Origin of the sequence: Roseovarius indicus (genome assembly GCF_008728195.1) — a bacterium.
GTDB classification, from domain to species: Bacteria; Pseudomonadota; Alphaproteobacteria; order Rhodobacterales; family Rhodobacteraceae; genus Roseovarius; species Roseovarius indicus.
In genome coordinates, this window is the sequence record NZ_CP031598.1 from 5,082,932 (window position 1) to 5,107,052 (window position 24,121).

A 24,121-nucleotide genomic window follows, 5' to 3' on the forward strand; every position below is an offset into this window, starting at 1 on the left:
CAAACCCATGCTTCTTCTGGCCAAAAATATCCCGGGGGAGGCGTTGAAGCCCCTCGGGGCTTCAACGTCGGGGGCAGAGCCCCCTTCAAACCGGCCGAACGATCACCCCGGCAGCTTGGTCTTCCGCAGGTACGGCAACACCGCCTCGAACGATCCGAACTTGGCCTTCGCGTCCTCGTCGCTCACCGAAGGCGGGATGATCACGTCCTCGCCCACCTGCCAGTCGGCCGGCGTCGCCACGCCCTTCGTCGTGCTGGCCTGCAGCGCGTCGAGCGCCCGCAGCACCTCGCCGAAATTGCGGCCCACGGTCATCGGGTAGGTCATCATCAGCTTCAGCTGCTTGTCCGGCCCGATGATGAAGACGCTGCGCACCGTGGCACTGTCTGCGGGCGTCCGGCCATCGGGCAGATAGGCCTCGGCGGGCAGCATGTCGAAGGCCTTCGACACCTCCAGCCCGGTATCTGCGATGATCGGGAAGCCGGCCTTGGCGCCGCCGACCTTCTCGATGTCACCCTTCCATTTCTTGTGGTCCTCGACGCCGTCCACCGACACGCCGATCACCTTGCAGCCGCGCTTTTCCCACTCGTCGGAAAGCTTGGCGACGGCACCGAACTCGGTGGTGCAGACCGGGGTGAAATCCTTCGGGTGCGAGAACAGGATCGCCCAGCTGTCGCCGATCCAGTCATGCAGCGAAAGCTCGCCCTGGTCGGTTTCAACTTTCAGGTCGGGGATGGTGTCGTTGATGCGCAGTCCCATGATGGTCTCCTTTCGAGGATCTGGATTCCCCTGCAAGATACGTCTTGCCGGCCGAATTTGAAGCCCTCTCCCTTGCAGCCACCATGCGCCAGTGACAATGTAACGCGAATCCGGCCGGGGCGTGTTGCACCGGCCGTCCGCCATTCTGCAGGAACGGAGCCGTAGACATGATCGAGAAACGCCAGTTTTACATCGACGGGGCCTGGGTCGACCCGAAAGACGGGACAGACCACAACGTGATCGACCCCTCCACCGAAGACCCCTGCGCCGTCATCAGCCTCGGCGGCCAGGCCGACACCGACGCCGCCGTCGCCGCCGCCCGCGCCGCCTTCCCGTCGTGGATGGCCACGCCCCCCGAAAAGCGCATCGAGTATGTCGAGAAGCTCTACCAGGCCTACAAGGCCCGGACCGAGGACATGGCCCAGGCCATCAGCCTCGAAATGGGCGCGCCCATCGACCTTTCCCGCCAGCAGCAGGTCGGCGCCGGCATCGGCCACATCAAGGCGTTCCTCGAAACCGCGAAGAACTTCACCTTCGACGAACCGCTGGGCGACCACGCCCCCAATGACCGCATCATCCACGAGCCCATCGGCGTCGTCGGCATGATCACGCCCTGGAACTGGCCGATGAACCAGGTCACGCTCAAGGTCATCGCGGGCCTCATCGCCGGCTGCACCATGGTGCTGAAACCCTCCGAGGAATCCCCCCTCTCCTCGATGATCTTCGCCGAGATGATCGACGAGGCCGGCCTGCCCAAGGGCGTCTTCAACCTCGTCAACGGCGACGGCGCAGGCGTCGGCTCGCAACTCTCCGCGCATCCGGATGTCGACATGATCTCCTTCACCGGCTCCTCGCGCGCCGGCAAGCTGATCTCCAAGGCCGCCGCCGACACCCTCAAGCGCGTCAGCCTCGAGCTGGGCGGCAAGGGCGCCAACCTGATCTTCGCGGACGCTGACGAGAAAGCTGTCAAACGCGGCGTGCTGCACTGCATGAACAACTCCGGCCAGTCGTGCAACGCGCCCACCCGGATGCTTGTCCAGCGCGAGGTCTACGATCAGGCCGTCGAAACCGCCGCCGAGGTGGCCAACAAGATCACCGTTGGCTCCTCGCACGAGGAAGGCCGCCATATCGGCCCCGTGGTCAACGAGGTCCAGTTCAACAAGATCCAGGATCTCATCCAGAAGGGCATCGACGAAGGCGCCCGCCTCGTCGCCGGCGGCACCGGCCGCCCCGACGGCCTCAACCGCGGCTTCTTCGTCCGTCCGACGGTCTTCGCCGACGTGAACAACGACATGACCATCGCGCGCGAGGAAATCTTCGGGCCGGTCCTGTCGATCATGCCCTTCGACAGCGAAGAAGACGGCATCCGCATCGCCAACGACACCCCCTATGGCCTGACCAACTACGTCCAGACCCAGGACGGCGCCCGCGCCAACCGCGTGGCCCGCGCCCTGCGCTCGGGCATGGTCGAGATGAACGGCGAATCCCGCGGCATGGGTGCCCCCTTCGGCGGCATGAAACAGTCGGGCAACGGGCGTGAAGGCGGCAAATGGGGCATCGAGGACTTCCTCGAGGTCAAGGCCGTCTCCGGGTGGACCCCGGGCGCCTGAGAGGCGGGCCAATGCAGGCGCATGCCTTTGTCCTGCACCTGACCCGCGCGCGGAAACGGCGGGACAATGCGCATGCGCTCAAGGAAAATTGCGGCCTGCCCGGTGAACTCTGGGCAGCCGTCGACGGCACCGCGCTCGACGCGGCCGACCTTTCCGCCGAAACCGGCGCGCGCCTCTTCCAGCCCGCCTACCCCTTCCCCCTCAAACCGGGCGAAATCGGCTGTTTCCTCAGCCACCGCCAGATCTGGGCCGAGATCCTCCGCCGCGACCTCTCCCATGCCCTCATTCTCGAGGATGACGTGACCCTCGACCCCGATACCTTCCCGCGCGCCCTCGCGCTCGCCACCGCCAATATCGGCACCTGCGGCTACATTCAGCTGCAGGACAGGCCCCCGCAAGGCAGCCCCCGCCTGATCGACCAGTCCGGCCCCTGCCGCCTGACCCTCGCGGATATCCCCCAACTCCGCACCTCGGCCCAGCTTGTCAGCCGCGCCGCCGCCCGCCGCCTGCTCGACGCCTCCGAGACCATCGACCGCCCCATCGACGCCTTCCTGCAATGCCACTGGCACACCGGCCTGCGCCCCGCCGCCATCCACCCGGCGGGCATCCGCACCATCGCCGACCAGCTCGACGGCTCCACCATCCAGGGCGGCCGCAAATCCCTGACCGAAAAACTTTGGCGCGAAATCGCCCGCTTCCGTTACCGCCGCGGCCTCGCCCGCCACGCACGCGCAAGCACAGCACCGATGCCCGAGGGCCTGCAATGATCGTCACCCGCCTCTTCGGCGGCGCCGGGAACCAGATGTTCCAATACGCCGCCGGCCGCGCCCTCGCCGACCATCTCGGCACCGACCTCGCGCTCGACCGCCGCTACATGGTGCTGTGGGACGACACCCGCGGCGACTGCTTCCCCCATTACGAAAACACCCGCTTCACCGAAGCCGGCAGCCTGCCCCCCACCAAGATGGAGAGCCTGCCGCGCTACGCCCTCTGGCGCTGGTTTGGCCGCAATCCCCGCTTCCACCGCGAGGGCGATCTCGGCTTCAACGAGGGTTTCTTCGACCTCCCCGACAACACCTACCTGCACGGCTACTGGCAATCGCCCCGCTATTTCGGCGCCTCCGCCGACCGGCTCCGCCACGACCTCACGCTCACCACGCCGCTCGACGCCGCCAATGCCGACATGGCCGACAGCATCGCCGCCGCCCCCGTCGCCGTCTCCGTTCATGTCCGCCGCGGCGACTACCTCGCCGGCGGCTTCGCGGCCTGCCCGCCGGAATATTACACCGCCGCCGTCGAGCACCTGACGCAAAAGCTGGGCCAGCCCCTCACCTGTTTCGTCTTCTCGAACGACCCCGCCTGGGCGCGCGAAAATCTCTCGCTCGGGCAGCAGACCGTCGTCGTCGACATCAATGACGAGACGAAGGGCCATTTCGACATGCACCTGCAATCGCTCTGCGATCACAACATCATCGCCAATTCGACCTTCTCGTGGTGGGGCGCGTGGCTCAACGACAACCCGTCCAAGATCGTCATCGCACCGAAGAACTGGTTCGCCCCCGGCAAACCCTGCAACGCCGATCTCTGCCCCCCCGACTGGGTCCGCCTCTGAGCACCCCCTGCCCTTTTCTGCACAGCACCCACATAAGGCGAGACAGCCCGCAAGGGCTGGCGAGCACGCTTTCCCACGCCACCAAAAATCTCTAAACCCCAAGCATGAGCCCCGCCCCCGACATATCGCAGGCCCGCTTCCGGCCCGAGACCGTGCACAAGCGCGATGTCTTCTCGGAAACCGTCTCGGGCACCCTCGACGGGGTCGAGGATTTCCCCGTCGTCCTGCGCAAGCTTGATGGCGTACCGCTCTGGGCCAAGCCGCTCGCCTGGGCCCTCGCCCGCCGTGAAATTCGCGGGCTCAGGGCAGTACAGGGCATCGAAGGCTGCCCCGTCCTCGTCCGTGTCGACCGCACCGGGCTCCTGCGCAGCTGGACCAAGGGCACCCCCCTCCACCTCGCCAAGCCAACCGACGCCGCATGGTACAAGGACGCCAAGCGCCTCCTCCGTGAAATGCGTCGCGCCGGGGTCACCCATAACGACATCGCCAAGCCCCAGAACTGGCTGATGACGCCCGAGGGCCGCGCCGCCGTCATCGACTTCCAGCTCGCGTCCGTCCACCGCCACCGCGGCCGCCTCTTCCGCACCATGGCCCGCGAAGACCTCCGCCACCTGCTGAAACAGAAGCGCGCCTACGCGCCCGACCTGCTGACGCCCTCCGAGAAAGCCATGCTGGCCCGCAAGGCGCTCCCCTCCCGCATCTGGATGGCCACCGGCAAGAAGCTCTACAACTTCATCACCCGCCGCCTGATGAACTGGTCCGACGGCGAAGGCACCGAGGACCGCATCGAGCGCGACGGCCCCGCCCTCCGCGCGGCCCTCCTCTCGAACGACAGGGTGCATGACGTGGCCCTCTGCACCTTCGCGCTGCCGGCCAAGGGCGTCGGCCTCTACGCCTTCGTCGAAACCGACCTGCCGGAACCCGACCTCCGCGCCCTCGCCCCCGAGCCGAAGCCCGACCACATCCAGCCCGTCGCCGCCCTGCCGCGCCATCCCGACGGCACCCCGCGCATGGATGCGCTCAGCCTCGTCGCCACCAACCGGCTCGACGAACTCGAAGAGATGCAAAAAGCCGACCCCGCCCTCGCGGCGACCCTGAAACCGATCGTGACCGCCCGCCTGAACCTGACGGATCGCTCACGCTGACGCACCCCACACCGAGAGACCACCCCGATGGATCAGCCATTTCATGGAACGTTCGAGCCGAGCCTCCTGCCCAAGGGCGGGCTGACCAAGCCCACGCTCTGTGTGGAACTGGCCTATCCGGACCGGCTTGAGAAAGCCTGGTTGACCCAACTCGTGATCCAGGACGAAGGCTCACTGCCAGTCCATCCGGGTGACAAGGTGGAGGTCGTCGCGACGATTGCCTCCGACGCCTTCAGGCGCGAAGTTGCCCAGCGCAGGGGAACCCTCACCGTCAAACACGGACCCCACGTCGTCGGCAGCCTGGTCATCACCCCGGTAGGGTAAGGCCCCGATCCCGCTCTCGCTGACGCACCGACGTAATACCGACAAAATACCGACGTTATACCGACGTCGATTTTCCCTTTAACCCTTGGCTTTGCAGAGGTCCGGCCAAGATGACCGATGAAACCTCTGATCGCCACCATTTAACGCAGATTAACGCGGACGCCCGGCAACAGGGTACCCTTTCACCCCGGGTCATCCCCGATGACCGACAGAGAGGGAACTCACCATGAAAAAGACAGTCTTAGCCACCGCATTCCTAGCCGGACTGACCGCCACGCAGGCCCTCGCCGAAGATCCGCTGGGCCGCGCGGAATACATGACCGCCTGCGCCGGTTGCCACGGCGAATCCGGCAAGGGCGACGGCCCGCTGGCCGGGTTGCTCAATATCCAAACCCCCAGCCTCACCACCATCACCGGCACCAAGGGCGACGGAGAATTTCCAATGGAATGGGTGATTTGGATGATCGACGGCCGCAACATCATCCGCGCCCACGGCGCCGAAATGCCGGTCTGGGGCGACCGCTACCTCGCCAGCGCCGAAGTCTCCGAAGCCGAAAGCGAAACGCCGGAATCCGAGGAACTGGTGGTCCGCGGCCGCATCCTGTCGCTGGCCTACTACCTTGAATCCATTCAGGAATAAGCACCGTCAGCTTGCTTGAAAATGGCAGGGCGCCCTAGAACGGCGCCTTCGCCCGAAACGTCATTCCCGCACCCCCGTCCGGATGCCTCAGCCGCAACTCTTCCGAATGCAGCATCAGCCGGGGAAATTCCCGCGCCGCCCCCTCCGCATAGAACGGGTCGCCCAGGATCGGATGGCCCAAAGCCAGCATATGCACCCGCAGCTGATGGCTCCGCCCCGTCTTCGGCATAAGCCTCACCCGCGTTTCGTCTTCCCCGTACCGCTGCACCCGCCAATCTGTCACCGCGGGCTTGCCCGTCTCGTGGCAGACCATCTGTTTCGGCCGGTTCGGCCAGTCCACGATCAGCGGCAGGTCGACCGTGCCCTTCCGCGGCTCCAACCGCCCCCAAACCCTTGCCACGTATGTCTTTTTCGTCTGTCGCTTCTCGAACTGAAGACCCAGGTGCCGCTGCGCGTGGGGGCTCAATGCGAAGATCATGACGCCCGATGTATCCCGGTCCAGCCGGTGCACCAGAAGCGCCATCGGATAGGCCTCCTGCACCCGTGACAGCAGGCAATCCGCCAGGTGCTCGCCCTTCCCCGGCACCGACAAAAGCCCCGACGGCTTGTCGACCACGACGATCTCGTGATCCTCGTGCAGCACCTTGATCGGGTCGGTGGGCGGGGCGTATTCATCCATGCCGCCCGCTTACACCACCCGCCGCCCCGAGGCCACACCGCGCCGGAAAACCGCTGGACCCCGCCAGCCCCTTCCCTATGCTTCTCCAAAACCCGACACCCGACAGGATACCCCATGCCCCCCACCGACGTCATCGTCATAGGCGCCGGCGCCGCCGGTCTGGCCGCGACGGAAGCCCTTGGTTCGCTTGGAAAAACAGTCACCTGCATCGAGGCCGGATCGCGCATCGGCGGGCGGGCTTTCACCGACACCGAGACCTTCGGCATCCCCTTCGACCGCGGCGCGCACTGGCTCCATAACGGCGCCATCAACGCCTTCATCGACAAGGGCAAGGCGCTCGGGCTCGATGTCTACCCGGCGCCGAACCATGCCGTCACCGCCGGCGACGACCCCGACGGAACGGCGCTTTGGGCCGAGGTCGACGCCATCAGCGACGCCATGCGCCGCGAGGCCGAAGCGGGCAACGACATCGCCTTGTCCAACCTCTTCAAGCCCTTGGCCGACTGGTCCTTCAGCGCCGCGATGATGCACATCCTGCCCATGGGCCGGAACCTGCACGAGATCTCGACGAGGGATTTCGCCGATTACCAGGAAAGCCCCGACTGGTTCTGCCGCCAGGGCTACGGCACCCTCGTCGCCATGAACGCCGCCGACGTGCCCGTGACCCTCAACACCCAAGCCACCCGCGTGACCACCACGGCCGACGGCGTCGAAGTCGAAACAAACAACGGCACGCTTGCCGCCAAGGCCGTCATCGTCACCGTCTCCCAGGGCATCCTCGCCGCCGGCGACATCCGCTTCGACCCGCCGCTCGAAACCGACCGGCTCGACGCGATCGACGCCATCAACCTGGGCGCCTACAACCACGCCGTCCTGCAATTCCCGCCCGAGGCGCTGCCGGTGGAGCCCGACACCTGGGTCACCTACAGGATCACCCCCTCCGACGACGGCATCCACCGCGGCGGCGGCGCGCTCTGCAACATCTCGGGCACCGGCCTCTGTGCCTTTGAAAATGCAGGGGATTTCGCCACCGAATTGGAGAACGCCGGCCCCGAGGCCGCCATCGACTACGCCCTGTCGCGGCTGACCGAAATCTTCGGCAACGACCTGAAATCCTCCTTAATCAAGGGCGCCGCCACCGCTTGGGGCCGCGACCCGCTGTTCAAGGGCTCCTACTCCGGCGCCATGCCCGGACAGGCCCACAAGCGCCCCGTCCTGCGCCAGCCCCATGCCGAGCGGGTCTTCTTCGCCGGCGAAGCCACCCACCACGCCGAGCCCGGCACCGTGTCGGGCGCCCACAAGGAAGGCCTGCGCGCCGCCGAGGAGGTGGCGGCGCTGCTCGGCTGACCTTACACTTTCACCCGCTCGGATTTCGGGTCGTACATGGGCTTCAGGCTGGCCCTGGCTTTCACCTTGGTGCCCATCACGTCGATCTCGTAGGTGGAGCCCAGCACATCCTGCGCGCTCTCGCCCTTGCAGGGCACGTAGCCCATGCCGACAGCGGCGCCGAGGTGGTGGCCGTAGTTGCCGGAACTGAGATACCCCACGTACTCGCCATCCCGGATCACCGGCTCGTTGTGGAAGAGAAGCGGCTCCGGGTCGTCCAGCAGGAACTGCACCATCCGGCTCTCCGGCCCGCTTTCCTTGCGCGCCGCCACCGCCGCCTTGCCGATGAAGTCGTCCTTCGACAGGTCCACCGCGAAGCCCAGCCCGGCATCGATCACGTTGTCCTCGCAGGTGATGTCATGCCCGAAATGCCGGAACGCCTTCTCGATGCGGCATGAATCCATCATGTGCATCCCGCAGAGCGTCAGCCCCACATCCTGCCCGGCCTCCATCAACGTCTCGAACACGTGGCCCGCCATGTCGGCCGAAACGTAGATCTCCCAGCCCAACTCACCCACGTAGGATACCCGGTGCGCCCGGGCGAGGCCCATGCCGATCTCGATCTCCTGCGCCGTGCCGAAGGGGTTTACCGCGTTGGAAAAATCGGCGGGCGACACCTTGTTGAGCAGCTCCCGCGATTTCGGCCCCATCACCGCCAGCACACCCTCGCCCGCCGTCACATCGGTGATCACGACCCGCCGGTCGCCCACATGCCGCCGCAGCCGCGTTTCGTCGGCCAGCCGCGTCATAGCAGGCGTGACCACCAGATAGGCGGATTCCGAAAGCCGCGTCACCGTCACATCCGCCTCGATCCCGCCACGGGTGTTGAGGAACTGGGTGTAGACGATCTTGCCCACCGGCACCGACATGTTCGCGCCGCAGACATGGTTCAGGAAGGCCTCGGCCTCCGGCCCCTCGACCCGCAGCTTGCCGAAGGAGGACATGTCGTACATGCCGACATTCTCGCGTACCGCCTTGTGCTCGGCGGCGGAATTCTCGAACCAGTTCTGCCGCTTCCAGCTATACTGATACTCGGGCTCCTGACCCGGACTGGCGAACCAGTTGGCCCGCTCCCAACCCCCGGCCTCGCCCATAACGGCCCCCTGCTCCAGCAGCTGCGCATGGAAGGGCGAGCGCCGCACGCCCCGCGCCGTGGCCTTCTGGCGATAGGGGAAATGGTCGGCATAGAGCAGGCCCAGCGTCTCTTTCGACCGCTCGAAAAGGTAATGCCGGTTGCCCTGGAACGGGTGCATGCGGGAGATATCGACATCGCCGATATCGTAGGGCTTCTCGCCATCCTCCATCCACTGCGCCAGCGTCACGCCCGCGCCGCCCGCGCTCTGGATGCCGATGGAATTGAACCCGGCGGCGACCCAGACATTGTCCATCTCCGGCGCGAGCCCAAGGTGATAGGCATCGTCGGGCGTAAAGCTCTCCGGCCCGTTGAAGAATGTGTGAATCCCCGCCTCCGCCAGCATCGGCATCCGGTGACAGGCGGCCTCGAGGATCGGTTCGAAATGGTCGAAATCTTCCGGAAGCTGGTCGAACTCGAAGCTTTCGGAGATTCCGTTCATGCCCCACGGCTTGGCATTGGGCTCAAAGGCGCCGAGCAGCATCTTGCCGGCATCCTCCTTGTAGTAGGCGCATTCGTCCGGCACCCGCAGCACCGGCATCTGTCCCAGGCCCTCGATGCCTTCGGTGACGATGTAGAAATGCTCGCAGGCATGCAGCGGCACGTTGACGCCGGCCATCCGGCCCACCTCGCGGCCCCACATGCCGGCACAGTTGACGATCATGTCGCAGGCGATGTGGCCCTGATCCTTGCCGTCATCGCTCTGCCAGTCGACACCCGTGATCCGCCGGCCATCGCGGGCCATGCCGGTGACCTTCACCCGCTCCTTCACCAGCGCGCCGCGCTGCCGCGCGCCCTTGGCCAGCGCCAAGGCAATATTCGCAGGGTCAGCCTGCCCGTCGGTCGGCAGCCAGACGCCGCCGGTCACCCCGTCGAGGTTGATATGCTCATACCGCGCCTTCACCTCGTCCGGGCTCAACTCCTCGACCGGCACGCCGAAGGCCCGCGCCATGGCGGCACTGCGGTACAGCTCCTCCAGCCGCTCCTCCGTCAGCGCGACCGATATCGAGCCGCCCTGCCGCATGCCGGTGGCGACGCCGGTTTCCTCTTCCAGCCCGAGATACAGCTCGGCCGAATAACGCGCCAGCTTGGTCATGTTGGCGGTCGCCCGCAGCTGGCCGATCAGGCCGGCGGCGTGCCATGTCGTGCCGCTGGTCAGCTGCTTGCGCTCCAGCAGAACCACGTCTTTCCAGCCGAGCTTGGTCAGGTGATAGGCCACTGAACAGCCAATCACGCCGCCGCCCACGATCACCACTCTTGCCTTGTCGGGAAGCTCCATCTCACACTCTCCTTCGCGAGGCGGGCCGTAAGGCTCGACGAGCCGCGCCGCCTCTGTCTGTTGACGTCAAACGATCTCGTGCCCGGCCGACCGCAGCCGCCGCGCCAGTTCCGCGATATGATCCGGGCCCACCTCGCAGCAGCCGCCGACGATCGTCGCGCCCTGATCGACCCATCCCATTGCGAAATTCGCATAGGCCTCGGGTGTCAGGTCGGTGCGCTGTTCCAGCGCGTCGACGGTGGGGGCGTCCTTCAGGAAACCCTCGCTGATCCGGGTGAACCCGTTGCCATAGGCGCCGAAGGGCACGCCGAAGGTCTTCAGCACCTCGAGGCCCGCGCCGATCACCTCGGGTGGCGAACAGTTGATCAGCACGGCCGCAGGGCGGTAGCGCGTCACTAACGGCGCCAGCTGGTCCAGCGTTTCCCCAGAGCGCAGGCGCTTACCGTCGTCATCCGCCACGGTCACCGAAAGCCAGACCGGCAGCCCGTTACCATGCGCCGCCGCGGCCGCCAGCGCGCCTTCGGCCTGTTCGACCGAGGCCATCGTCTCGAAGAGGAGCAGATCAACATGCTCGCGCAGATCCGTGAGCAATTCGGCGTAAAGCTCCACGGCCTTGTCCACCGGCTGGGTCAGATCCGCACGATAGGAGGCGCCAAGCGGACCGAACGCCCCTGCGACCCGGCCCGTCCCGGCGCTTTCCTGCGCCTTTCTCGCGCTCGACACGGCGATGTCGGCCAACCGGCCCACCTCTTCGTCCAGCCCGACCCGTTTCAGCCGGTCGCGCAGCACGGCATAGGTGTTGGTCGTCGCCACCGTGGCCCCGGCCGCGAAATAGGCGTCATGCACCTCGCCCACGACCTGGGGCTGTTCGATCATCACCCGGGTCGACCACATCGCCACCGACCGGTCACCCGAGCGCTTCACCAGTTCCTGCCCGATCGAGCCATCGTGCAACGTGATCTGCGTCATGGCTCGTCCTCTCCGGGCGGGATCAACACAAGCTTGCCCGCCATCTGTTTCGTCTGGAATTCGGCCTGCGCCGTGCCGATCTCGGACAACGGGTAGGTCTTGGAAATAAGCGGGCGTACCTGCCCGGCCCTGACCATGTCGATCAGGCGGGCAAACACCTCGGCCGGCTGGTAGGTGCAGCCGTGGATGGTGATGTCGCGCAGGTAGATGCGGCGCAGATCGGCCTCGATCACTGGCCCGCCGATGGCGCCGGCCACGGCGTAGTGACCGCCGGGCTTGAGCGCGTCGATCAGCGCCCCGAACACCTCGCCCGCGACCACGTCGATCACGGCATGAAACCTGTCCTCGGGCAAAGGGGCACCGCGGTCGATCGTCTCGGTCGCGCCGGCCTCGCGCACAAGTTTTGCCTTGGAGGGTGAGCAGATGCCCGTGACCCGCGCGCCCAGTTGCTGCGCCAGTTGCACCGCCGCCAGCCCGACGCCGCCCGAGGCGCCGGTGATCAGCACCTCCTGCCCCTCGCCGACGCCTGCGCGAAAAAGCAGCCCCGCCGCCGTGCCGAAGGCGCAGGGGATGGCCGCGATTTCGATATCGCTCAGCGGTGCGTCGGTCACGTCGTAGAGATCGCGCGCCTCGACGAGGCAGTACTCGGCAAAAGCCCCATCATATTCCGACCCGAGCGCGACGAACCCCACAGGGTTTTCTTCCGTCGGACGGGGTTGGTTGATCGGGCACGTGACACGTGCACCAATGGCAAAGTCTTCCACCCCCTCGCCCAAGGCGACAACCCGGCCGCACAGGTCACCGCCCTGGATCCGCGGGAAGTGCAGCGCGCCGCCCCAACCGCCCTCGGCCTCTTCGCCGACAGCCACGTCTTCGCCGGTCGCGCCGGTCACCTCGGCCGCGTACCAGCCGATGCGCGTGTTGATGTCGGTGTTGTTCACGCCAGCCGCCAGCACGCGCACCAGCACCTGCCCCGGTCCGGGCCGCGGCACCGGGATATCCTCGCGCCATTCCAGCGCCTCCGGCCCGCCGTGGCGGGTGAGATAGACACCGGACATTACCTCGGGCAGATCCATGGCCTTTACCGTTCCGCCGCGCGGTCGAGGTCTTTCAAGCCCAGCAGCACCGCCGCCCCCAGCATCAGCGCGCCCGAGACCCGGTTGACCCAGACACCCGTCAGCTGCTTCACCCGGCCCAGCGTATGCGTTGCGGCCCAGCCCCAGAGCAGCAGGATCAGCCCGTCGACCACGAGATACGTCACCCCGAGGATCAGGAGTTGCGGCCAGACCGGCAGCGCCGGGTCGATGAACTGCGGGAATAGCGCGCCGAAGAAGACCACCGCGTAGGGATTGGCCGATGATGTCAGGAAGCCCTGCCGGAACAGCCGCCCCTGCCGGGCTTCCGCCGGTGCATCCCCGCCCGGTTTCGACAGCATCAGCTTCAGCCCGATCCACACGAGGTAGGCCACGCCGAGCCACTTCACGACCCAGAGCGCATCGGCCGACGCGGCGATAACGGCGGTCAGCCCGAACGCCGCCAGTGTCATCTGCAGCGCGTTGGCCGTCAGATCGCCCGCCACTGTCGCCATGCTGCGCCGCATCCCGTGGCGCAGGCTGTTGGAGATGATCAGCAACTGGCTGGTGTCCGGCGGCGTGGCGAAGAAGGCCGCCAGCACGCCGAGATACAGAAGGTAGGTTTCGATGCTCATGCCCGCAGCCTTTCGTTTTCAGGATCCCACAGGGGGCCATCCGGCTGTACTTCGGCCTTGCGCCGTTCGCCGTAGATTTCGACCTCAAGCTCGGTGCCGGCATTCGCAAGCTCCGGCTTGATCATCGCCAGCGCCACGCTCGCACCCACGCGGTAGCCCCAGGCGCCCGACGTCGTCTCTCCGACGATCTCGCCATCATGCCAGACGGTCGACATGTAGGGCGCATCCGCCTCCCCCGCATCGACCTTCAGCGTCACGAAGGCCTTCTTCCGCCCCTGCTGTTTCTCCGAGAGGAGGGCCGCCTTGCCGGGGAAATCCTGCGGCTTGTCGAACTTCACGAACCGCTCCAGCCCGGCTTCGAGCATCGAGTAATCGGTCGAAAGGTCGCCCTTCCATGCGCGATAACCTTTTTCCACCCGCAGGCTGTTCAGCGCGTACATACCGAAAGGCTTCACCCCCTTCTCGATCAGCGCGTCGTAGATCGCCGGGATGGCATCGTCTTCGCCGTGAATTTCCCAACCCAGTTCGCCGGTAAAGCTGACCCGGATCAGGAAGGCCTTTTTCCCGGCCACGGTACAATGCTGGTGGCTGAGCCAAGGCAGCGACAGGTCGCCGTCGGTCAGCCCCTCCAGCACCTCGCGGCTCTTCGGCCCGGCCAGCAGCAGCGCGTCCCGTTCGGTCGTGGTCTCACGCACGCTCAGCCCCTCGGCCAGCGCGTTGCGCACCAGCTCGCCGTCATGCCATTGCGCCGTCGCGGCGGTGATCAGCACAAGGCTGTCCTCGGCCAGCCGGACACAGGAGAATTCGGTCACGATCCGCCCGCGGTCGTCTGCCACATAAACGAGGTTCATGCGACCCACCTTGGGCAGCCCGCCGGTCACGAAGCCGCGCAGCCACTCGTCGGTGCCCTCGCCCGAGATCCACAGCCGGGTAAAGCCCGGCAGGTCGAGCACGCCGCAGGCATCGCGCACCGCCTCGCACTCTTCCTTGATCCGTTGCTCCCACGGGCCGGCGCGGTTCCATGTCTGGGTCGTCTCCTCCGACGTGTCATCGCCTGGCTTGGAGAACCAGTTGGCGCGCTCCCAGCCATTATAGGCGCCCATCACGCCGCCCAGTTGCTTGATCTTGTCATGGATCGGCGAACGCTTCCGGTCACGGCCCGCCGGCCATTCGTGCCAGGGGAAGTGCATGGCATATTCGTGGCCGTAAACTTCCATCCCCTTGGCGATGCAGTAATCGCGGTCGGTGTAATCGGTGTAGCGCCGCGGATCGACGGCCCACATATCCCACTCGGTGGCGCCCTCGGTGATCATCTCGGCCAGCACCTTGCCGGCGCCGCCGCCCTGGGCGATGCCAAAGGTGAAGACACAGGCCTCGAAGGCCTTCGGCACGCCAGGCACCGGCCCGAGCAGAGGCAGGCCATCGGGCGCATAGGGGATCGGGCCGTTGATGACCTTGCTGACCCCGCCCGTGCCCAGCAGCGGCACCCGCGCCATGGCGTCCTCGACATACCATTCCAACCGCTCGAGGTCGTCCGGATAAAGCTGGAAGCTGAAATCCTCGGGCATCGGGTCGTCAGGCTGCACCCAGTGCGCCTTGCAGTTCCGCTCGTAGGGCCCGAGGTTCAGGCCGAACTTCTCCTGCCGCAGGTAGTAGGAGCTGTCGACGTCGCGCAAGAGCGGCAGCTTGTGCCCGGCCTCCTTGCTCCAGGCCTCGAGCTCGGGGATCTCGTCGGTCAACATGTACTGGTGACTCATCACCATCATCGGCACGGTGCGCCCGCCAAAGGGCTTGAACCACTCGCCCACGCGCTGTGCATAATAGCCGGCGGCGTTGACCACGTATTCGCAGCGAATATCACCTTTTTCGGTCTGCACGATCCACTCGTCGCCCTCGCGGTTTATGCCGGTGGCCGGGGTAAACCGCAAAACACGGGCGCCCAGATCGCGCGCGCCCTTGGCCAGCGCCTGCGTCAACTGCGCGGGGTCGATATCGCCGTCGTTCGGGTCGTAGAGGGCGCCTTTCAGGTCATGGGTCTCGATGAAGGGGTACTTGTCCTTGATCTCGTCCAGCCCGAGAATGTCGAGCTCCATGCCCTGATACCGCCCCATGCCCTTGGCGCGTTCGAACTCCTGCATCCGCTCTTTCGAGTGGGCCAGCCGGATCGAACCGGTTTGGTGGTAATTCATCGGATAATCGACCTCGGCGCCCAGCCGGGCGTAAAGCTCGGTCGAGTAGCGCTGCATGTTCATGATCGACCAGCTTGTCGAGAAGGTCGGCACGTTGCCCGCGGCATGCCACGTGCTGCCGGCCGTAAGCTCGTTCTTCTCGAGCAGCATGCAATCCGACCACCCCGCCTTCGCCAGATGATAGAGCACCGAGGCGCCAACCGCCCCGCCGCCGATGATGACAACCCGTGCCGTGTTCGGAAAATCCGCCATGTCAGTCTTCCCATCCCTGCTGTTGCGGCAACCCGTCCGCGATGTCGTAGAAGTCGCCCTTGTCGGCGACGAAGATATGTTCGGCGAGCCGCGCGCCGGTCGGCGCGTCCATCACCCCGGCCTCGAGGCTGAGGCCGCCATCCGCGTATTCGAACCAAAGCTTCGTGCCGCAGGTGCCGCAGAAGACCCGCGTGCTGCCGCCCGGGTGGGTGAAACGCGACAGGTGACCCTGGCGCAGCCAGCGCATGTCTTTCGCATCATAATCGATGCTGGCGGCGTGAAATCCCGAGTAGCGCCGGCACTGCCCGCAATGACAGGCGGTCACCGGGCCGGGCGCGGCATCCAGTTCGAAGGCGTTCGCGCCGCAAAGGCAGGATCCGGTGATCATTTCTGCGGCAGCCCGTCCTTGATGTCGTAGTAGTCGCCCTTGTCGGCAGTGAAGATGTGCTTTTCCAGCGTGAGCCCCGTCGGTTCGTCCAGCGCACCGAGGGCAAAGCTGATCATGTCCTCGTCATGCGCCTTCCAGAACAGGAACGACCCACAGCGCGGACAAAAGCCGCGTTTCGCCGTGGCACTGGACGCGTACCAATGCACCGCTCCCTCGATGTCCACCTCGGCCACCGGGGCCTGCGCCGAAGCCCACAGGTGGCCCGACAGCTTCCGGCACTGTCCGCAATGGCAGACCGACGCGCCGGTGGGCTTGGTTTTCACGGTGAAGGTGATGTCGCCGCACAGGCAGCGTCCGGTTGTCATGTCGTCAATCCTTCATGGTGGGGGAGACCATCGTCGATGTCATAGTAGTCGCCCATGAAATCGACCCAGTAATGGCCGCAAAGCTTCATGTCGCCGGTATCGTCGAGCGCGCCCATCGCGACCATGACACCGGGCCCCTCGTCGCCGCGCCAGAAAAGCGAAGACCCGCATTCGCCGCAGAATCCGCGCATGGCGGTATCGGTGTGGCGGTACCAGCGCAGGCCATCGTCGCGCTCGAAATGCAACGCCGTCTTTGGGGCCGGCACGGCCGAAAAGAAGTGCCCCGATTGCTGACGGCACTGCTTGCAATGACAGGCGATCGGGTCGCGCAACTCGGCCTCGACCCGAAATCGCACCGCCCCGCAAAGACATCCTCCGCTTGCCATTGCGCGCCCCCTAATACACCGGCGGTGCGATCACCCAGATCGCCACCACGGGTTCGTCATAAGGGTTGTCCCAGAAGTATTCCTCGCCCCGGAAACGGAAGCTGTCGCCGGGGCCGACCGTGAAGCGCCGCCCGCCAAGGCTGAGGTCGAGCTTGCCCGAGATGACATAACCTACCTCCTGCGTCGGGCGTTTCGCGGGTTTCTGCATTTTCGATCGCGGCTGGAAGGTGGAATGGATCACCTCGAAATCGTCGGTCAGATCGGGCGAAAGCAGCTCCTCGATCAGCCCTTCCTCGCCCGAGCCCATGGGCCGCCGCGCCCCGGCGCGCACGACATATCCCTGTTCGTCGGCCGGCGCGCTGGCATGGCCGAACAGCAGCGACATCGGCACGCCCAGCGCCTCGGCGATCTGGCGCAGATCGGAAATCGAGGGCTCGGACAGGTCGCGCTCGACCTGGCTCAGCCAGCCGACAGACCTGCCCAGCGTTTCCGCAAGATCCGACAGCGTGCGGCCCCGCGCCTTGCGCAGGGCGCGAAGATCGGCGCCGAGCGTGCGAAGACGGCTGGGGTTGCTGTGATCCAACGGAGAGGTCCTCGTGAAAAATCTGTTCCGTTTTTCACGCTGCGGCGATTCCGTGAAATTATCAAGTCATTTTTCACGCAGCGCCACGAAAGCTGGCCATGCGTCCTGGTCGTTCACCGTCTTGTCGCGGCAGGTGGCGTTGCAGAAGCCGAAGATGCGCCCTCCGGTTTCCAGAAGGTGCGTCACCGGCTTGCCGGAATAGGGGCATGTGGCATTTTCCGCGTCACCGCTCTCGACAGCCCGGGCCGGGCGCGGCGGCGGGCCGGGCCAGGCGCGTTTGGCAAGGTCCATGTCGTAGGGCACCGGATCGTAGCTCTTGGTCAGGCCGAGGGCACGCCACCGGCGAAAGGCCATCTCGGACAGGGTCAGATCGACGTAATCCTGCGTTGTCTGGCCGACCGGCAAACCATAACCGGCGATACGCGCTGCCACGGGCGCATAGAAGACATCGGCGAGCGAGTAGTCTCCGAAGAGCCACGGGCCGTCTTGACCGTGTCGCGCCCGTACCATCGACCAGAGCTCTTCGATCCGTGCGAGGTCGGCCAGCACGGCTTCGGAGGGCACGAACCCCTCGAGCTGGTGCAGCAGCTGCATCGGACAGTCGCCGCGCAGGGCGCCGAAGCCCGAATGCATCTCGGCCACGATCCAGCGTGCCAGCGCCCGCGCCACCGGATCGGCAGGCCACAGCCCGGCCTCCGGGTGGCGCTCGGCCAACGTTTCGGCCATCGCCAGCGTGTCACCCACCACGACGCCGTCGGCATCGCGCATGACCGGCACCAGCCGCGCGGGCGCCAGATCGGCCAGGTCGGCCTGCATGGTGCCGTCATACAGCCCGACCATGTGAACCCGGCAGGGAAGGCCGAATTTCTCGAACATCAGCCAACCCCGCAGGGACCAGCTGGAAAAGGCGCGATCGCCGATGAAAAGGTCATATGTCATGACGCGGAGGCTATACCGCCGGCGCGGCATCGCGAAACGTCATTTCGTGGGGTCATGCATCACGGACAGTGATTGATCGAAACTGCGTCCCAGTTGCCCGCGACACAATGCAATTCAGTGACGGACAGGTTGTCGATCTTGTGTGCAAAGGCGTCATAGCCCGATATGCCGAGCGCCCGCTGCACCTGGGTCAGGATCGTGCCCATATGCGCCACGACGATCAGGTCACGCCCCGGATGGGCCTTCAGCAGACGGTCGATGGCAGTATTCACCCGCGCCGTAAAGGCATTCCAGCTTTCGCCGCCGGGCGGGCAGATATCGCCGGGTGTTTCCCAGAACGACCGGAGCAGCGCCTTGTCGGGAACCCCATCAAAAGCCTGCAGCTCCCATTCCCCGAAGTGAATTTCCCTCAGGTCGCGGTCGGGGGCGAGCTGAGTCCGGTCACCGGCGATGGCATCCGCCGTCTGGACAGCGCGCATGAGGTCCGAGGAAACCACCGCCGCTTCGTCCGGAAGGTGGCGCGACAACCGCTCCAGCCGCGCGCTATCGCTCAGGTCGGCGGGAAGGTCGGACCAACCGACCATGGTCTTCGCGTGGGTCGGCCCGTGACGCACCCAGTGCAGGCGGGTCAAGGCAGCTCGCCCTTGAGGACCTGCGGCAGGCCGGCCACCACGTTGACCACCAGCCCGGCCTTGGCTGCAAGCTTCTGGTTCAGGCGGCCCTGTTCCTCGCGGAAGCGGCGGGCGAGGGCGTTCTCGGGCACGACCGACAGGCCCACCTCGTTTGAGACGATCACGACCGGAGCGGCACAGAGCGAAAGCCCGGCCATCAGACCGGCCTCGGCCTCTTCCAGATCGTTCTCGGCAAGAAGGTTGTTGCTCAGCCACATGGTGGCGCAATCGACCAGGACGCAGGTGTCGCCGCTGATGCCGGCGAGGGTGCGGCCGACATCGATCGGCTCTTCGATCGTGCGCCAGCCCGATCCGCGCAGTCGCTGGTGCCGTTCGATCTTTTCGCGCATTTCCGCGTCATGCGCCCGGGCCGTCGCGAAATAAATCAGGTTGCGGCCCGATCCCTTGACAAGCCCTTCTGCGAAAACAGATTTTCCCGATGCGGCGCCACCCAGAACAAGGCTCAAACCCGGAAGCATTATTCACCGCCCTTTTTATTGATCCAATGCGATCTTATGTGCGTATCACCGGGTGAATGTCGACAAAAGAGCAGATCACCAAGGTCTGCCCTAGCAGGGGGAATACAATGCCGCTTGACGCAGACCAACCCACAGACATGTCACGGGCCGCGATGAAAGCCGAGCTTCTCGATGCGGAAACCGAGCTGAGCCTTGCCTATGCCTGGCGCGATGAACGTGACGAAGCAGCCCTTCACCGATTGATTACAGCCTATATGCGCCTCGCCATTTCGATGGCCGCCAAGTACAGGCGGTACGGCGCTTCGATGAACGACCTGATCCAGGAAGCCGGCCTTGGCCTGATGAAGGCGGCAGACAAGTTCGACCCCGATCGCGGGGTGCGCTTCTCGACCTATGCCGTCTGGTGGATCAAGGCGTCGATCCAGGATTACGTGATGCGCAACTGGTCGATGGTGCGCACCGGCTCGACCAGCAGCCAGAAATCCCTCTTCTTCAACATGCGCCGGGTTCAGGCCCGGATCGAGCGCGAGGCGATGGCCCGCGGCGAAGAGCTTGACGGCCACCAGCTTCGCGAGATGATCGCGCATGAGGTGGGCGTGCCGCTGCGCGATGTCGAGATGATGGAAGGTCGTCTTTCGGGCACCGACTTCTCGCTCAACGCCACTCAGTCGACCGAAGACGAAGGCCGCGAGTGGATCGACACGATCGAAGACGACGGCGCCCGGGGTGACGAGCTTGTCGAGAAGGACCACGACAACGGTGCGCTGCGCCTGTGGCTCGGCGATGCGATGTCGCGCCTCAATGACCGCGAGCGGTTCATCGTGCGCGAGCGCAAGCTGCGCGACGATCCGCGCACGCTGGAGAGCCTCGGAAGTGAACTGAGCCTCAGCAAGGAGCGCGTGCGCCAGCTCGAGGCGGCCGCGTTCCAGAAAATGCGGAAGCACCTTGAACGTCACGGCTCTGAGGTGCAGAACCTTCTCGCATGAGAAGCCTTCTGTTTTTGATGTTTTCGACACTGTCCTGTGCCGCCACGGCGCAGGACATTTCCGTTCTGGGGGAAGTTCATGACAACCCCGCGCACCACGCCGCACAGGCCGAGCGGGTTCAGAACATCGCGCCCCGCGCGCTGGTCTTCGAGATGCTGACGCCGGAGCAGGCAAACAGTATCACGCCCGAGCTGCGCGGCGATGCCGACGCCCTGGCCAAGGCGCTGGACTGGGAAAACAGCGGTTGGCCCGATTTCGCGATGTATTACCCCATTTTCGCCGCCGCCCCCGACGCCCGGATCTATGGCGCCGGCGTGGGCCGGGACGAGGCGCGCGCGGCGATGGACGGCGGGTTCGACGGCCCGATGGATGGCAACGCCGCCCGCTTCGGGCTGGATGAACCGTTGCCGCAGCACCAGCAGGACGCGCGCGAAGCGCTGCAGATGGAGGCCCATTGCAACGCCATCCCCGAGGAGATGCTGCCCGGGATGGTACGCATCCAGCGGCTGCGCGACGCCATGCTGGCCCGGATGGCGCTTGAGGCACACGAAGAGACGGGCGGCCCTGTCGTGGTGATCACCGGCAACGGCCATGCCCGGCGCGATTGGGGCATGCCCGCGCTCCTGGCTCTGGCCGCGCCGGAGCTTGAGGTGCATGTCGTCGGCCAGACCGAAAACGAGATGCCGCTTGTGGGCGGGTTCGACGAGGTTCTTTCCGCCCCGCCCGCCCAGCGTGACGACCCCTGCGAGGCGTTCCGCTAGGGCCGTCCGCTCTTGTAACGCCATGGGGCTACCCCTACTGTCGGGCGGACAGGAACACCGGGGGTGCGGATGCTGGCTGGAAAACGCATTCTGCTGATCATCGGCGGCGGGATCGCTGCCTTCAAGGCGCTCGACCTGATCCGCCGTCTGCGCGAGCGCGGCGCTTCGGTGACGCCGGTTCTGACCCGGGCGGGCGAGGAATTCGTCACGCCGCTATCGGTGTCGGCGCTGGCCGGGAAGAAGGTGTTCCGTGACCTCTTCGACCTCACCGACGAGGCCGAGATGGGCCATATCGAGCTCAGCCGCAGCGCCGACCTGATCGTGGTTGCCCCCGCCACTGCCGACCTGATGGCGAAGATGGCGACGGGTCAGGCGGATGACCTTGCCTCGACCCTGCTGCTGGCCACCGACACGCCCGTTCTGGTCGCCCCGGCGATGAACGTGCGGATGTGGGAACACGCGGCGACCCGGCGCAACATCGCCACTCTGAAGGGCGACGGCATTGCCTTTGTCGGGCCGAATGACGGGGACATGGCCTGTGGCGAATATGGCCCCGGGCGAATGGCGGAACCGCTGGAGATCGTGGCGGCGGCCGAGGCGCGGCTGGGCAACGGGCCGCTGGCGGGCAAGCGGGTGCTTGTCACCTCCGGCCCGACGCATGAGCCGATTGACCCGGTACGCTACATTGCCAATCGGTCTTCCGGCGCGCAGGGCACGGCCATCGCGCGTGCCCTGTCGGGGCTGGGTGCCGAGGTGATCTTCGTGACCGGCCCGGCTGACGTTCCCCCGCCCGAGGGCGTTGAGGTGGTGCGCGTCGGCTCGGCCCGCGAGATGCTGACGGCTGTCGAAGCCGCCCTGCCCACCGACGCCGCAATTTTCGCCGCCGCCGTCGCCGACTGGCGGGTCAAGAGCGCCTCTGACAAGAAGCTCAAGAAGACAAAGGGCGGCATGCCGGCGCTGGAGTTCGAGGAAAACCCCGACATCCTTGCAACGGTTTCCAAGCTGGCAGAGGGTCGCCCCGGCCTGGTCGTGGGCTTCGCCGCCGAGACCGACGAGGTGATCGAGAACGCCACGTCGAAGCGCCAGCGCAAGGGCTGCGACTGGATCCTCGCCAATGACGTGAGCCCCGCCACGGGCATCATGGGCGGGCAGGAGAACGCGGTGACGCTGATCACCGCCGAAGGCGCCGAGGAATGGCCACGCATGACCAAGGCACAGGTGGCCGACCGTCTGGCGCAAAAGGTCGCCGATGCGCTTGAGTGACCGGCAGAACGCCTCCGGCGGGAGTATTTTCGGAAAGATGAGAGAGCGGGCATGGTAACGGTCAGGTTTGTCTGGGACGAGGGGGCGGACAGGTCTCTGGGCCTGCCATCCTATGAAAGCGCGGGCGCCGCGGGGGCCGATCTGCGGGCGAATTTGCCGGATCGCGGCTTTGTCGAGCTTGCCCCCGGCGCGCGGGGTCTGGTGCCCACCGGGCTGCGGCTGGCGATACCGGGGGGCTACGAGGTACAGATCAGGCCACGCTCGGGCCTGGCGCTCAAGCATGGCGTCACCCTGCCCAACAGCCCCGGCACGATCGACAGCGATTATCGCGGGCCTTTGGGCGTGATCGTGATGAATGCCGGGCAGGAGCCGTTTCGCATCGAACATGGCATGCGCATCGCCCAGATGGTCGTGGCGCCGGTTGTGCAGGCGGAATTCGAGCTTGCCGAGAGCCTCGACGACACGGCCCGAGGCGAAGGCGGGTTCGGCTCGACGGGGGCCGGCTGATGCTTCTGGTGCTGGTCATCGCGGCGGCGCTCTGGGGGCTGGGCATGGTGCTTGGCACCCCGCACCGGGTCAGGCTGGGCATGATCCTGATGCTGTGGATCGGGGTGGTGCTGTTGCACCTGATCCTGCCTGATGGGCACCCGTTGCGGCTGGCAACCGGGGAAAGCCCGGCGCTCTGGCTGATGCTGGGCGGGTTCGTGGCGATGGTTCTGGTCTACCGGAAGGGCCTGCGGGCCCTGAAGAAGCGGGCGCAGGACAAGCAGGAGCCGGAGCGCAAAGGCCTCTTCACCGAGGCCGAGCTTGACCGCTACGCCCGGCACATTGTGTTGCGCGAAATCGGCGGGCCGGGTCAGAAGAAGCTTAAGGAGGCGCGTGTGCTGGTGATCGGCGCGGGTGGCCTTGGGTCCCCGGCGCTGCTTTACCTGGCGGCCGGGGGTGTCGGCACGATCGGGGTGATCGACGGCGACATCGTCGAGAATTCCAACCTGCAACGGCAGGTGATTCACCGCGACGCCGACATAGGCCGGCCGAAGGCCCATTCCGCCGCCGACGCGATGCGCGCGCAGAACCCCAACGTGGTGGTGCGCCCCTATCACCGCAGGCTGTCAGAGGATGTCGCGGAAGAGCTGTTCGCCGAATATGACCTGATCCTCGACGGTACCGACAATTTCGAGACCCGGTACCTGTCGAACGCCATGGCGCATGCAACCGGCAAGCCGCTGATTTCCGGTGCCTTGTCGCAATGGGAAGGGCAGCTGAGCGTGTTCGACACCGCCAGGGGCACGCCCTGCTACCAGTGCATCTTCCCCGAGGCGCCGGCGGCCGAACTGGCGCCGAGCTGTGCCGAGGCGGGCGTTCTGGGGCCGCTGCCCGGCGTCCTCGGCACGATGATGGCGGCCGAGGCGGTGAAGGTGATCACCGGGGCGGGCGCGCCCTTACGGGGTGAAATGCTGATCCACGACGCGCTTTTTGGCGAAACGCGCAAGATCGGTCTGTCGCGGCGCGCCGATTGCCCGGTCTGCGGCACGCCGGCGCAGGACGGCTGAGACCTGTCACATCTGCGCCGGGCGGCATTGCCGATCCGGGTCAAAGTGCCTAGCTTCCCTTTCAAA

Annotated in this window: 26 protein-coding genes; 12 read left to right on the top strand and 14 right to left on the bottom strand. The window is 66.0% G+C overall.

Translation table 11 applies throughout. The features are described 5' to 3' along the window. Positions 1–102: 102 nt before the first annotated feature. Positions 103–756 (bottom strand): peroxiredoxin, encoded by a 654-nt coding sequence (locus RIdsm_RS24500; protein ID WP_057812596.1) that lies wholly within the window; start codon positions 754–756, stop codon positions 103–105. A 167-nt stretch (positions 757–923) separates the two neighbouring features. Between RIdsm_RS24500 and RIdsm_RS24505 the strand changes: the two genes are divergently transcribed. The 6 genes from RIdsm_RS24505 (at position 924) to RIdsm_RS24530 (ending at position 6,087) form a co-directional block, all read left to right on the top strand. Beyond that, positions 924–2,366, top strand: a complete 1,443-nt coding sequence (locus RIdsm_RS24505; protein WP_057812594.1) for an aldehyde dehydrogenase family protein — start codon at positions 924–926, stop codon at positions 2,364–2,366. An 11-nt stretch (positions 2,367–2,377) separates the two neighbouring features. After that, positions 2,378–3,133: a glycosyltransferase family 25 protein gene (locus tag RIdsm_RS24510; RefSeq protein ID WP_057812592.1), complete on the top strand. Its 756-nt coding sequence runs from the start codon at positions 2,378–2,380 to the stop codon at positions 3,131–3,133. Next, positions 3,130–3,978 (top strand): alpha-1,2-fucosyltransferase, encoded by an 849-nt coding sequence (locus RIdsm_RS24515; protein ID WP_057812590.1) that lies wholly within the window; start codon positions 3,130–3,132, stop codon positions 3,976–3,978. Before RIdsm_RS24510 ends, RIdsm_RS24515 begins: the two co-directional genes overlap by 4 nt. Before the next feature lie 104 nt (positions 3,979–4,082). Beyond that, on the top strand, positions 4,083–5,123 hold the full coding sequence (locus RIdsm_RS24520) for a serine/threonine protein kinase (RefSeq protein WP_057812588.1): 1,041 nt from the start codon (positions 4,083–4,085) through the stop codon (positions 5,121–5,123). Between the two features lie 27 nt (positions 5,124–5,150). Beyond that, complete coding sequence (locus RIdsm_RS24525) at positions 5,151–5,447, top strand: hypothetical protein (protein WP_057812586.1); 297 nt, start codon at positions 5,151–5,153, stop codon at positions 5,445–5,447. A 226-nt stretch (positions 5,448–5,673) separates the two neighbouring features. Then, positions 5,674–6,087 carry a c-type cytochrome gene (locus tag RIdsm_RS24530; RefSeq protein WP_057812584.1) on the top strand — a complete coding sequence of 138 codons (414 nt, stop codon included), beginning with the start codon at positions 5,674–5,676 and terminating at the stop codon, positions 6,085–6,087. A 34-nt stretch (positions 6,088–6,121) separates the two neighbouring features. Here RIdsm_RS24530 and RIdsm_RS24535 read toward each other — a convergent pair whose 3' ends face one another. Beyond that, entirely contained in the window at positions 6,122–6,766 is a 645-nt protein-coding gene (locus tag RIdsm_RS24535) for an RluA family pseudouridine synthase (RefSeq protein ID WP_057812582.1), read from the bottom strand. Positions 6,767–6,880: 114 nt separating this feature from the next. Here RIdsm_RS24535 and RIdsm_RS24540 point away from each other — a divergent pair, with 114 nt between their 5' ends. Then, positions 6,881–8,113 carry a flavin monoamine oxidase family protein gene (locus RIdsm_RS24540; RefSeq protein WP_057812581.1) on the top strand — a complete coding sequence of 411 codons (1,233 nt, stop codon included), beginning with the start codon at positions 6,881–6,883 and terminating at the stop codon, positions 8,111–8,113. 2 nt (positions 8,114–8,115) lie between these two features. Here the strand turns inward: RIdsm_RS24540 and RIdsm_RS24545 are convergent, their stop codons facing one another. The 12 genes from RIdsm_RS24545 to cobU form a co-directional block, all read right to left on the bottom strand. After that, positions 8,116–10,563, bottom strand: a complete 2,448-nt coding sequence (locus tag RIdsm_RS24545; RefSeq protein WP_057812579.1) for a GcvT family protein — start codon at positions 10,561–10,563, stop codon at positions 8,116–8,118. A 66-nt stretch (positions 10,564–10,629) separates the two neighbouring features. Then, positions 10,630–11,532 carry a homocysteine S-methyltransferase family protein gene (locus RIdsm_RS24550; protein WP_057812577.1) on the bottom strand — a complete coding sequence of 301 codons (903 nt, stop codon included), beginning with the start codon at positions 11,530–11,532 and terminating at the stop codon, positions 10,630–10,632. Beyond that, a complete protein-coding gene (locus RIdsm_RS24555) occupies positions 11,529–12,608 on the bottom strand; it encodes an alcohol dehydrogenase catalytic domain-containing protein (RefSeq protein ID WP_057812575.1) in 1,080 nt (359 codons plus the stop codon). The genes RIdsm_RS24550 and RIdsm_RS24555 overlap by 4 nt, the downstream gene beginning before the upstream one ends. Before the next feature lie 5 nt (positions 12,609–12,613). Then, positions 12,614–13,240 carry a LysE family translocator gene (locus RIdsm_RS24560; protein ID WP_057812573.1) on the bottom strand — a complete coding sequence of 209 codons (627 nt, stop codon included), beginning with the start codon at positions 13,238–13,240 and terminating at the stop codon, positions 12,614–12,616. Further along, the gene (locus RIdsm_RS24565; protein WP_057812571.1) at positions 13,237–15,681 is read right to left on the bottom strand and encodes a GcvT family protein; all 2,445 of its coding nucleotides are present in this window, start codon (positions 15,679–15,681) and stop codon (positions 13,237–13,239) included. The genes RIdsm_RS24560 and RIdsm_RS24565 overlap by 4 nt, the downstream gene beginning before the upstream one ends. 1 nt (position 15,682) lies before the next feature. Then, the gene (locus RIdsm_RS24570) at positions 15,683–16,069 is read right to left on the bottom strand and encodes a GFA family protein (protein WP_057812569.1); all 387 of its coding nucleotides are present in this window, start codon (positions 16,067–16,069) and stop codon (positions 15,683–15,685) included. After that, positions 16,066–16,434: a GFA family protein gene (locus RIdsm_RS24575; RefSeq protein ID WP_057812567.1), complete on the bottom strand. Its 369-nt coding sequence runs from the start codon at positions 16,432–16,434 to the stop codon at positions 16,066–16,068. Before RIdsm_RS24575 ends, RIdsm_RS24570 begins: the two co-directional genes overlap by 4 nt. Next, on the bottom strand, positions 16,431–16,820 hold the full coding sequence (locus RIdsm_RS24580; RefSeq protein ID WP_057812565.1) for a GFA family protein: 390 nt from the start codon (positions 16,818–16,820) through the stop codon (positions 16,431–16,433). Before RIdsm_RS24580 ends, RIdsm_RS24575 begins: the two co-directional genes overlap by 4 nt. Before the next feature lie 10 nt (positions 16,821–16,830). After that, a complete protein-coding gene (locus tag RIdsm_RS24585) occupies positions 16,831–17,403 on the bottom strand; it encodes a helix-turn-helix domain-containing protein (protein ID WP_057812562.1) in 573 nt (190 codons plus the stop codon). A 66-nt stretch (positions 17,404–17,469) separates the two neighbouring features. After that, positions 17,470–18,342 (bottom strand): glutathione S-transferase, encoded by an 873-nt coding sequence (locus RIdsm_RS24590; RefSeq protein WP_057813286.1) that lies wholly within the window; start codon positions 18,340–18,342, stop codon positions 17,470–17,472. 59 nt (positions 18,343–18,401) lie between these two features. Beyond that, entirely contained in the window at positions 18,402–18,974 is a 573-nt protein-coding gene (locus tag RIdsm_RS24595; RefSeq protein WP_074939937.1) for a histidine phosphatase family protein, read from the bottom strand. Further along, the gene (cobU, locus tag RIdsm_RS24600; protein ID WP_057812560.1) at positions 18,971–19,492 is read right to left on the bottom strand and encodes a bifunctional adenosylcobinamide kinase/adenosylcobinamide-phosphate guanylyltransferase; all 522 of its coding nucleotides are present in this window, start codon (positions 19,490–19,492) and stop codon (positions 18,971–18,973) included. The genes RIdsm_RS24595 and cobU overlap by 4 nt, the downstream gene beginning before the upstream one ends. A gap of 152 nt (positions 19,493–19,644) precedes the next feature. On the opposite strand from cobU, the gene RIdsm_RS24605 reads away from it, so the two are divergent. The 5 genes from RIdsm_RS24605 to RIdsm_RS24625 all read left to right on the top strand — a co-directional run bounded on the left by RIdsm_RS24605 (position 19,645) and on the right by RIdsm_RS24625 (position 24,055). After that, a complete protein-coding gene (locus RIdsm_RS24605; protein ID WP_057813282.1) occupies positions 19,645–20,478 on the top strand; it encodes an RNA polymerase factor sigma-32 in 834 nt (277 codons plus the stop codon). Between the two features lie 17 nt (positions 20,479–20,495). Further along, positions 20,496–21,239, top strand: a complete 744-nt coding sequence (locus tag RIdsm_RS24610) for a ChaN family lipoprotein (protein WP_236553164.1) — start codon at positions 20,496–20,498, stop codon at positions 21,237–21,239. Positions 21,240–21,308: 69 nt separating this feature from the next. After that, positions 21,309–22,502 (top strand): bifunctional phosphopantothenoylcysteine decarboxylase/phosphopantothenate--cysteine ligase CoaBC, encoded by a 1,194-nt coding sequence (gene coaBC, locus RIdsm_RS24615; protein WP_057812556.1) that lies wholly within the window; start codon positions 21,309–21,311, stop codon positions 22,500–22,502. A 51-nt stretch (positions 22,503–22,553) separates the two neighbouring features. Continuing rightward, positions 22,554–23,009 (top strand): dUTP diphosphatase, encoded by a 456-nt coding sequence (dut, locus tag RIdsm_RS24620; RefSeq protein ID WP_057812554.1) that lies wholly within the window; start codon positions 22,554–22,556, stop codon positions 23,007–23,009. After that, the gene (locus RIdsm_RS24625) at positions 23,009–24,055 is read left to right on the top strand and encodes a HesA/MoeB/ThiF family protein (protein ID WP_057812553.1); all 1,047 of its coding nucleotides are present in this window, start codon (positions 23,009–23,011) and stop codon (positions 24,053–24,055) included. Before dut ends, RIdsm_RS24625 begins: the two co-directional genes overlap by 1 nt. Positions 24,056–24,121: the final 66 nt, after the last annotated feature.

What these genes read in the sequence shown, in the direction of transcription:
- RIdsm_RS24530 (WP_057812584.1), top strand. Translation starts at nt 5,674, where the DNA reads ATGAAAAAGACAGTCTTAGCCACCGCATTCCTAGCCGGACTGACCGCC.
- RIdsm_RS24605 (WP_057813282.1), top strand. Translation starts at nt 19,645, where the DNA reads ATGAAAGCCGAGCTTCTCGATGCGGAAACCGAGCTGAGCCTTGCCTAT.
- coaBC (WP_057812556.1), top strand. Translation starts at nt 21,309, where the DNA reads ATGCTGGCTGGAAAACGCATTCTGCTGATCATCGGCGGCGGGATCGCT.
- RIdsm_RS24560 (WP_057812573.1), bottom strand. Translation starts at nt 13,240, where the DNA reads ATGAGCATCGAAACCTACCTTCTGTATCTCGGCGTGCTGGCGGCCTTC.
- RIdsm_RS24545 (WP_057812579.1), bottom strand. Translation starts at nt 10,563, where the DNA reads ATGGAGCTTCCCGACAAGGCAAGAGTGGTGATCGTGGGCGGCGGCGTG.
- RIdsm_RS24540 (WP_057812581.1), top strand. Translation starts at nt 6,881, where the DNA reads ATGCCCCCCACCGACGTCATCGTCATAGGCGCCGGCGCCGCCGGTCTG.
- RIdsm_RS24550 (WP_057812577.1), bottom strand. Translation starts at nt 11,532, where the DNA reads ATGACGCAGATCACGTTGCACGATGGCTCGATCGGGCAGGAACTGGTG.
- RIdsm_RS24610 (WP_236553164.1), top strand. Translation starts at nt 20,496, where the DNA reads ATGTTTTCGACACTGTCCTGTGCCGCCACGGCGCAGGACATTTCCGTT.
- RIdsm_RS24555 (WP_057812575.1), bottom strand. Translation starts at nt 12,608, where the DNA reads ATGGATCTGCCCGAGGTAATGTCCGGTGTCTATCTCACCCGCCACGGC.
- RIdsm_RS24525 (WP_057812586.1), top strand. Translation starts at nt 5,151, where the DNA reads ATGGATCAGCCATTTCATGGAACGTTCGAGCCGAGCCTCCTGCCCAAG.
- cobU (WP_057812560.1), bottom strand. Translation starts at nt 19,492, where the DNA reads ATGCTTCCGGGTTTGAGCCTTGTTCTGGGTGGCGCCGCATCGGGAAAA.
- RIdsm_RS24505 (WP_057812594.1), top strand. Translation starts at nt 924, where the DNA reads ATGATCGAGAAACGCCAGTTTTACATCGACGGGGCCTGGGTCGACCCG.
- RIdsm_RS24590 (WP_057813286.1), bottom strand. Translation starts at nt 18,342, where the DNA reads ATGACATATGACCTTTTCATCGGCGATCGCGCCTTTTCCAGCTGGTCC.
- RIdsm_RS24500 (WP_057812596.1), bottom strand. Translation starts at nt 756, where the DNA reads ATGGGACTGCGCATCAACGACACCATCCCCGACCTGAAAGTTGAAACC.
- RIdsm_RS24520 (WP_057812588.1), top strand. Translation starts at nt 4,083, where the DNA reads ATGAGCCCCGCCCCCGACATATCGCAGGCCCGCTTCCGGCCCGAGACC.
- RIdsm_RS24565 (WP_057812571.1), bottom strand. Translation starts at nt 15,681, where the DNA reads ATGGCGGATTTTCCGAACACGGCACGGGTTGTCATCATCGGCGGCGGG.
- RIdsm_RS24575 (WP_057812567.1), bottom strand. Translation starts at nt 16,434, where the DNA reads ATGACAACCGGACGCTGCCTGTGCGGCGACATCACCTTCACCGTGAAA.
- RIdsm_RS24570 (WP_057812569.1), bottom strand. Translation starts at nt 16,069, where the DNA reads ATGATCACCGGATCCTGCCTTTGCGGCGCGAACGCCTTCGAACTGGAT.
- RIdsm_RS24580 (WP_057812565.1), bottom strand. Translation starts at nt 16,820, where the DNA reads ATGGCAAGCGGAGGATGTCTTTGCGGGGCGGTGCGATTTCGGGTCGAG.
- RIdsm_RS24515 (WP_057812590.1), top strand. Translation starts at nt 3,130, where the DNA reads ATGATCGTCACCCGCCTCTTCGGCGGCGCCGGGAACCAGATGTTCCAA.
- dut (WP_057812554.1), top strand. Translation starts at nt 22,554, where the DNA reads ATGGTAACGGTCAGGTTTGTCTGGGACGAGGGGGCGGACAGGTCTCTG.
- RIdsm_RS24510 (WP_057812592.1), top strand. Translation starts at nt 2,378, where the DNA reads ATGCAGGCGCATGCCTTTGTCCTGCACCTGACCCGCGCGCGGAAACGG.
- RIdsm_RS24535 (WP_057812582.1), bottom strand. Translation starts at nt 6,766, where the DNA reads ATGGATGAATACGCCCCGCCCACCGACCCGATCAAGGTGCTGCACGAG.
- RIdsm_RS24625 (WP_057812553.1), top strand. Translation starts at nt 23,009, where the DNA reads ATGCTTCTGGTGCTGGTCATCGCGGCGGCGCTCTGGGGGCTGGGCATG.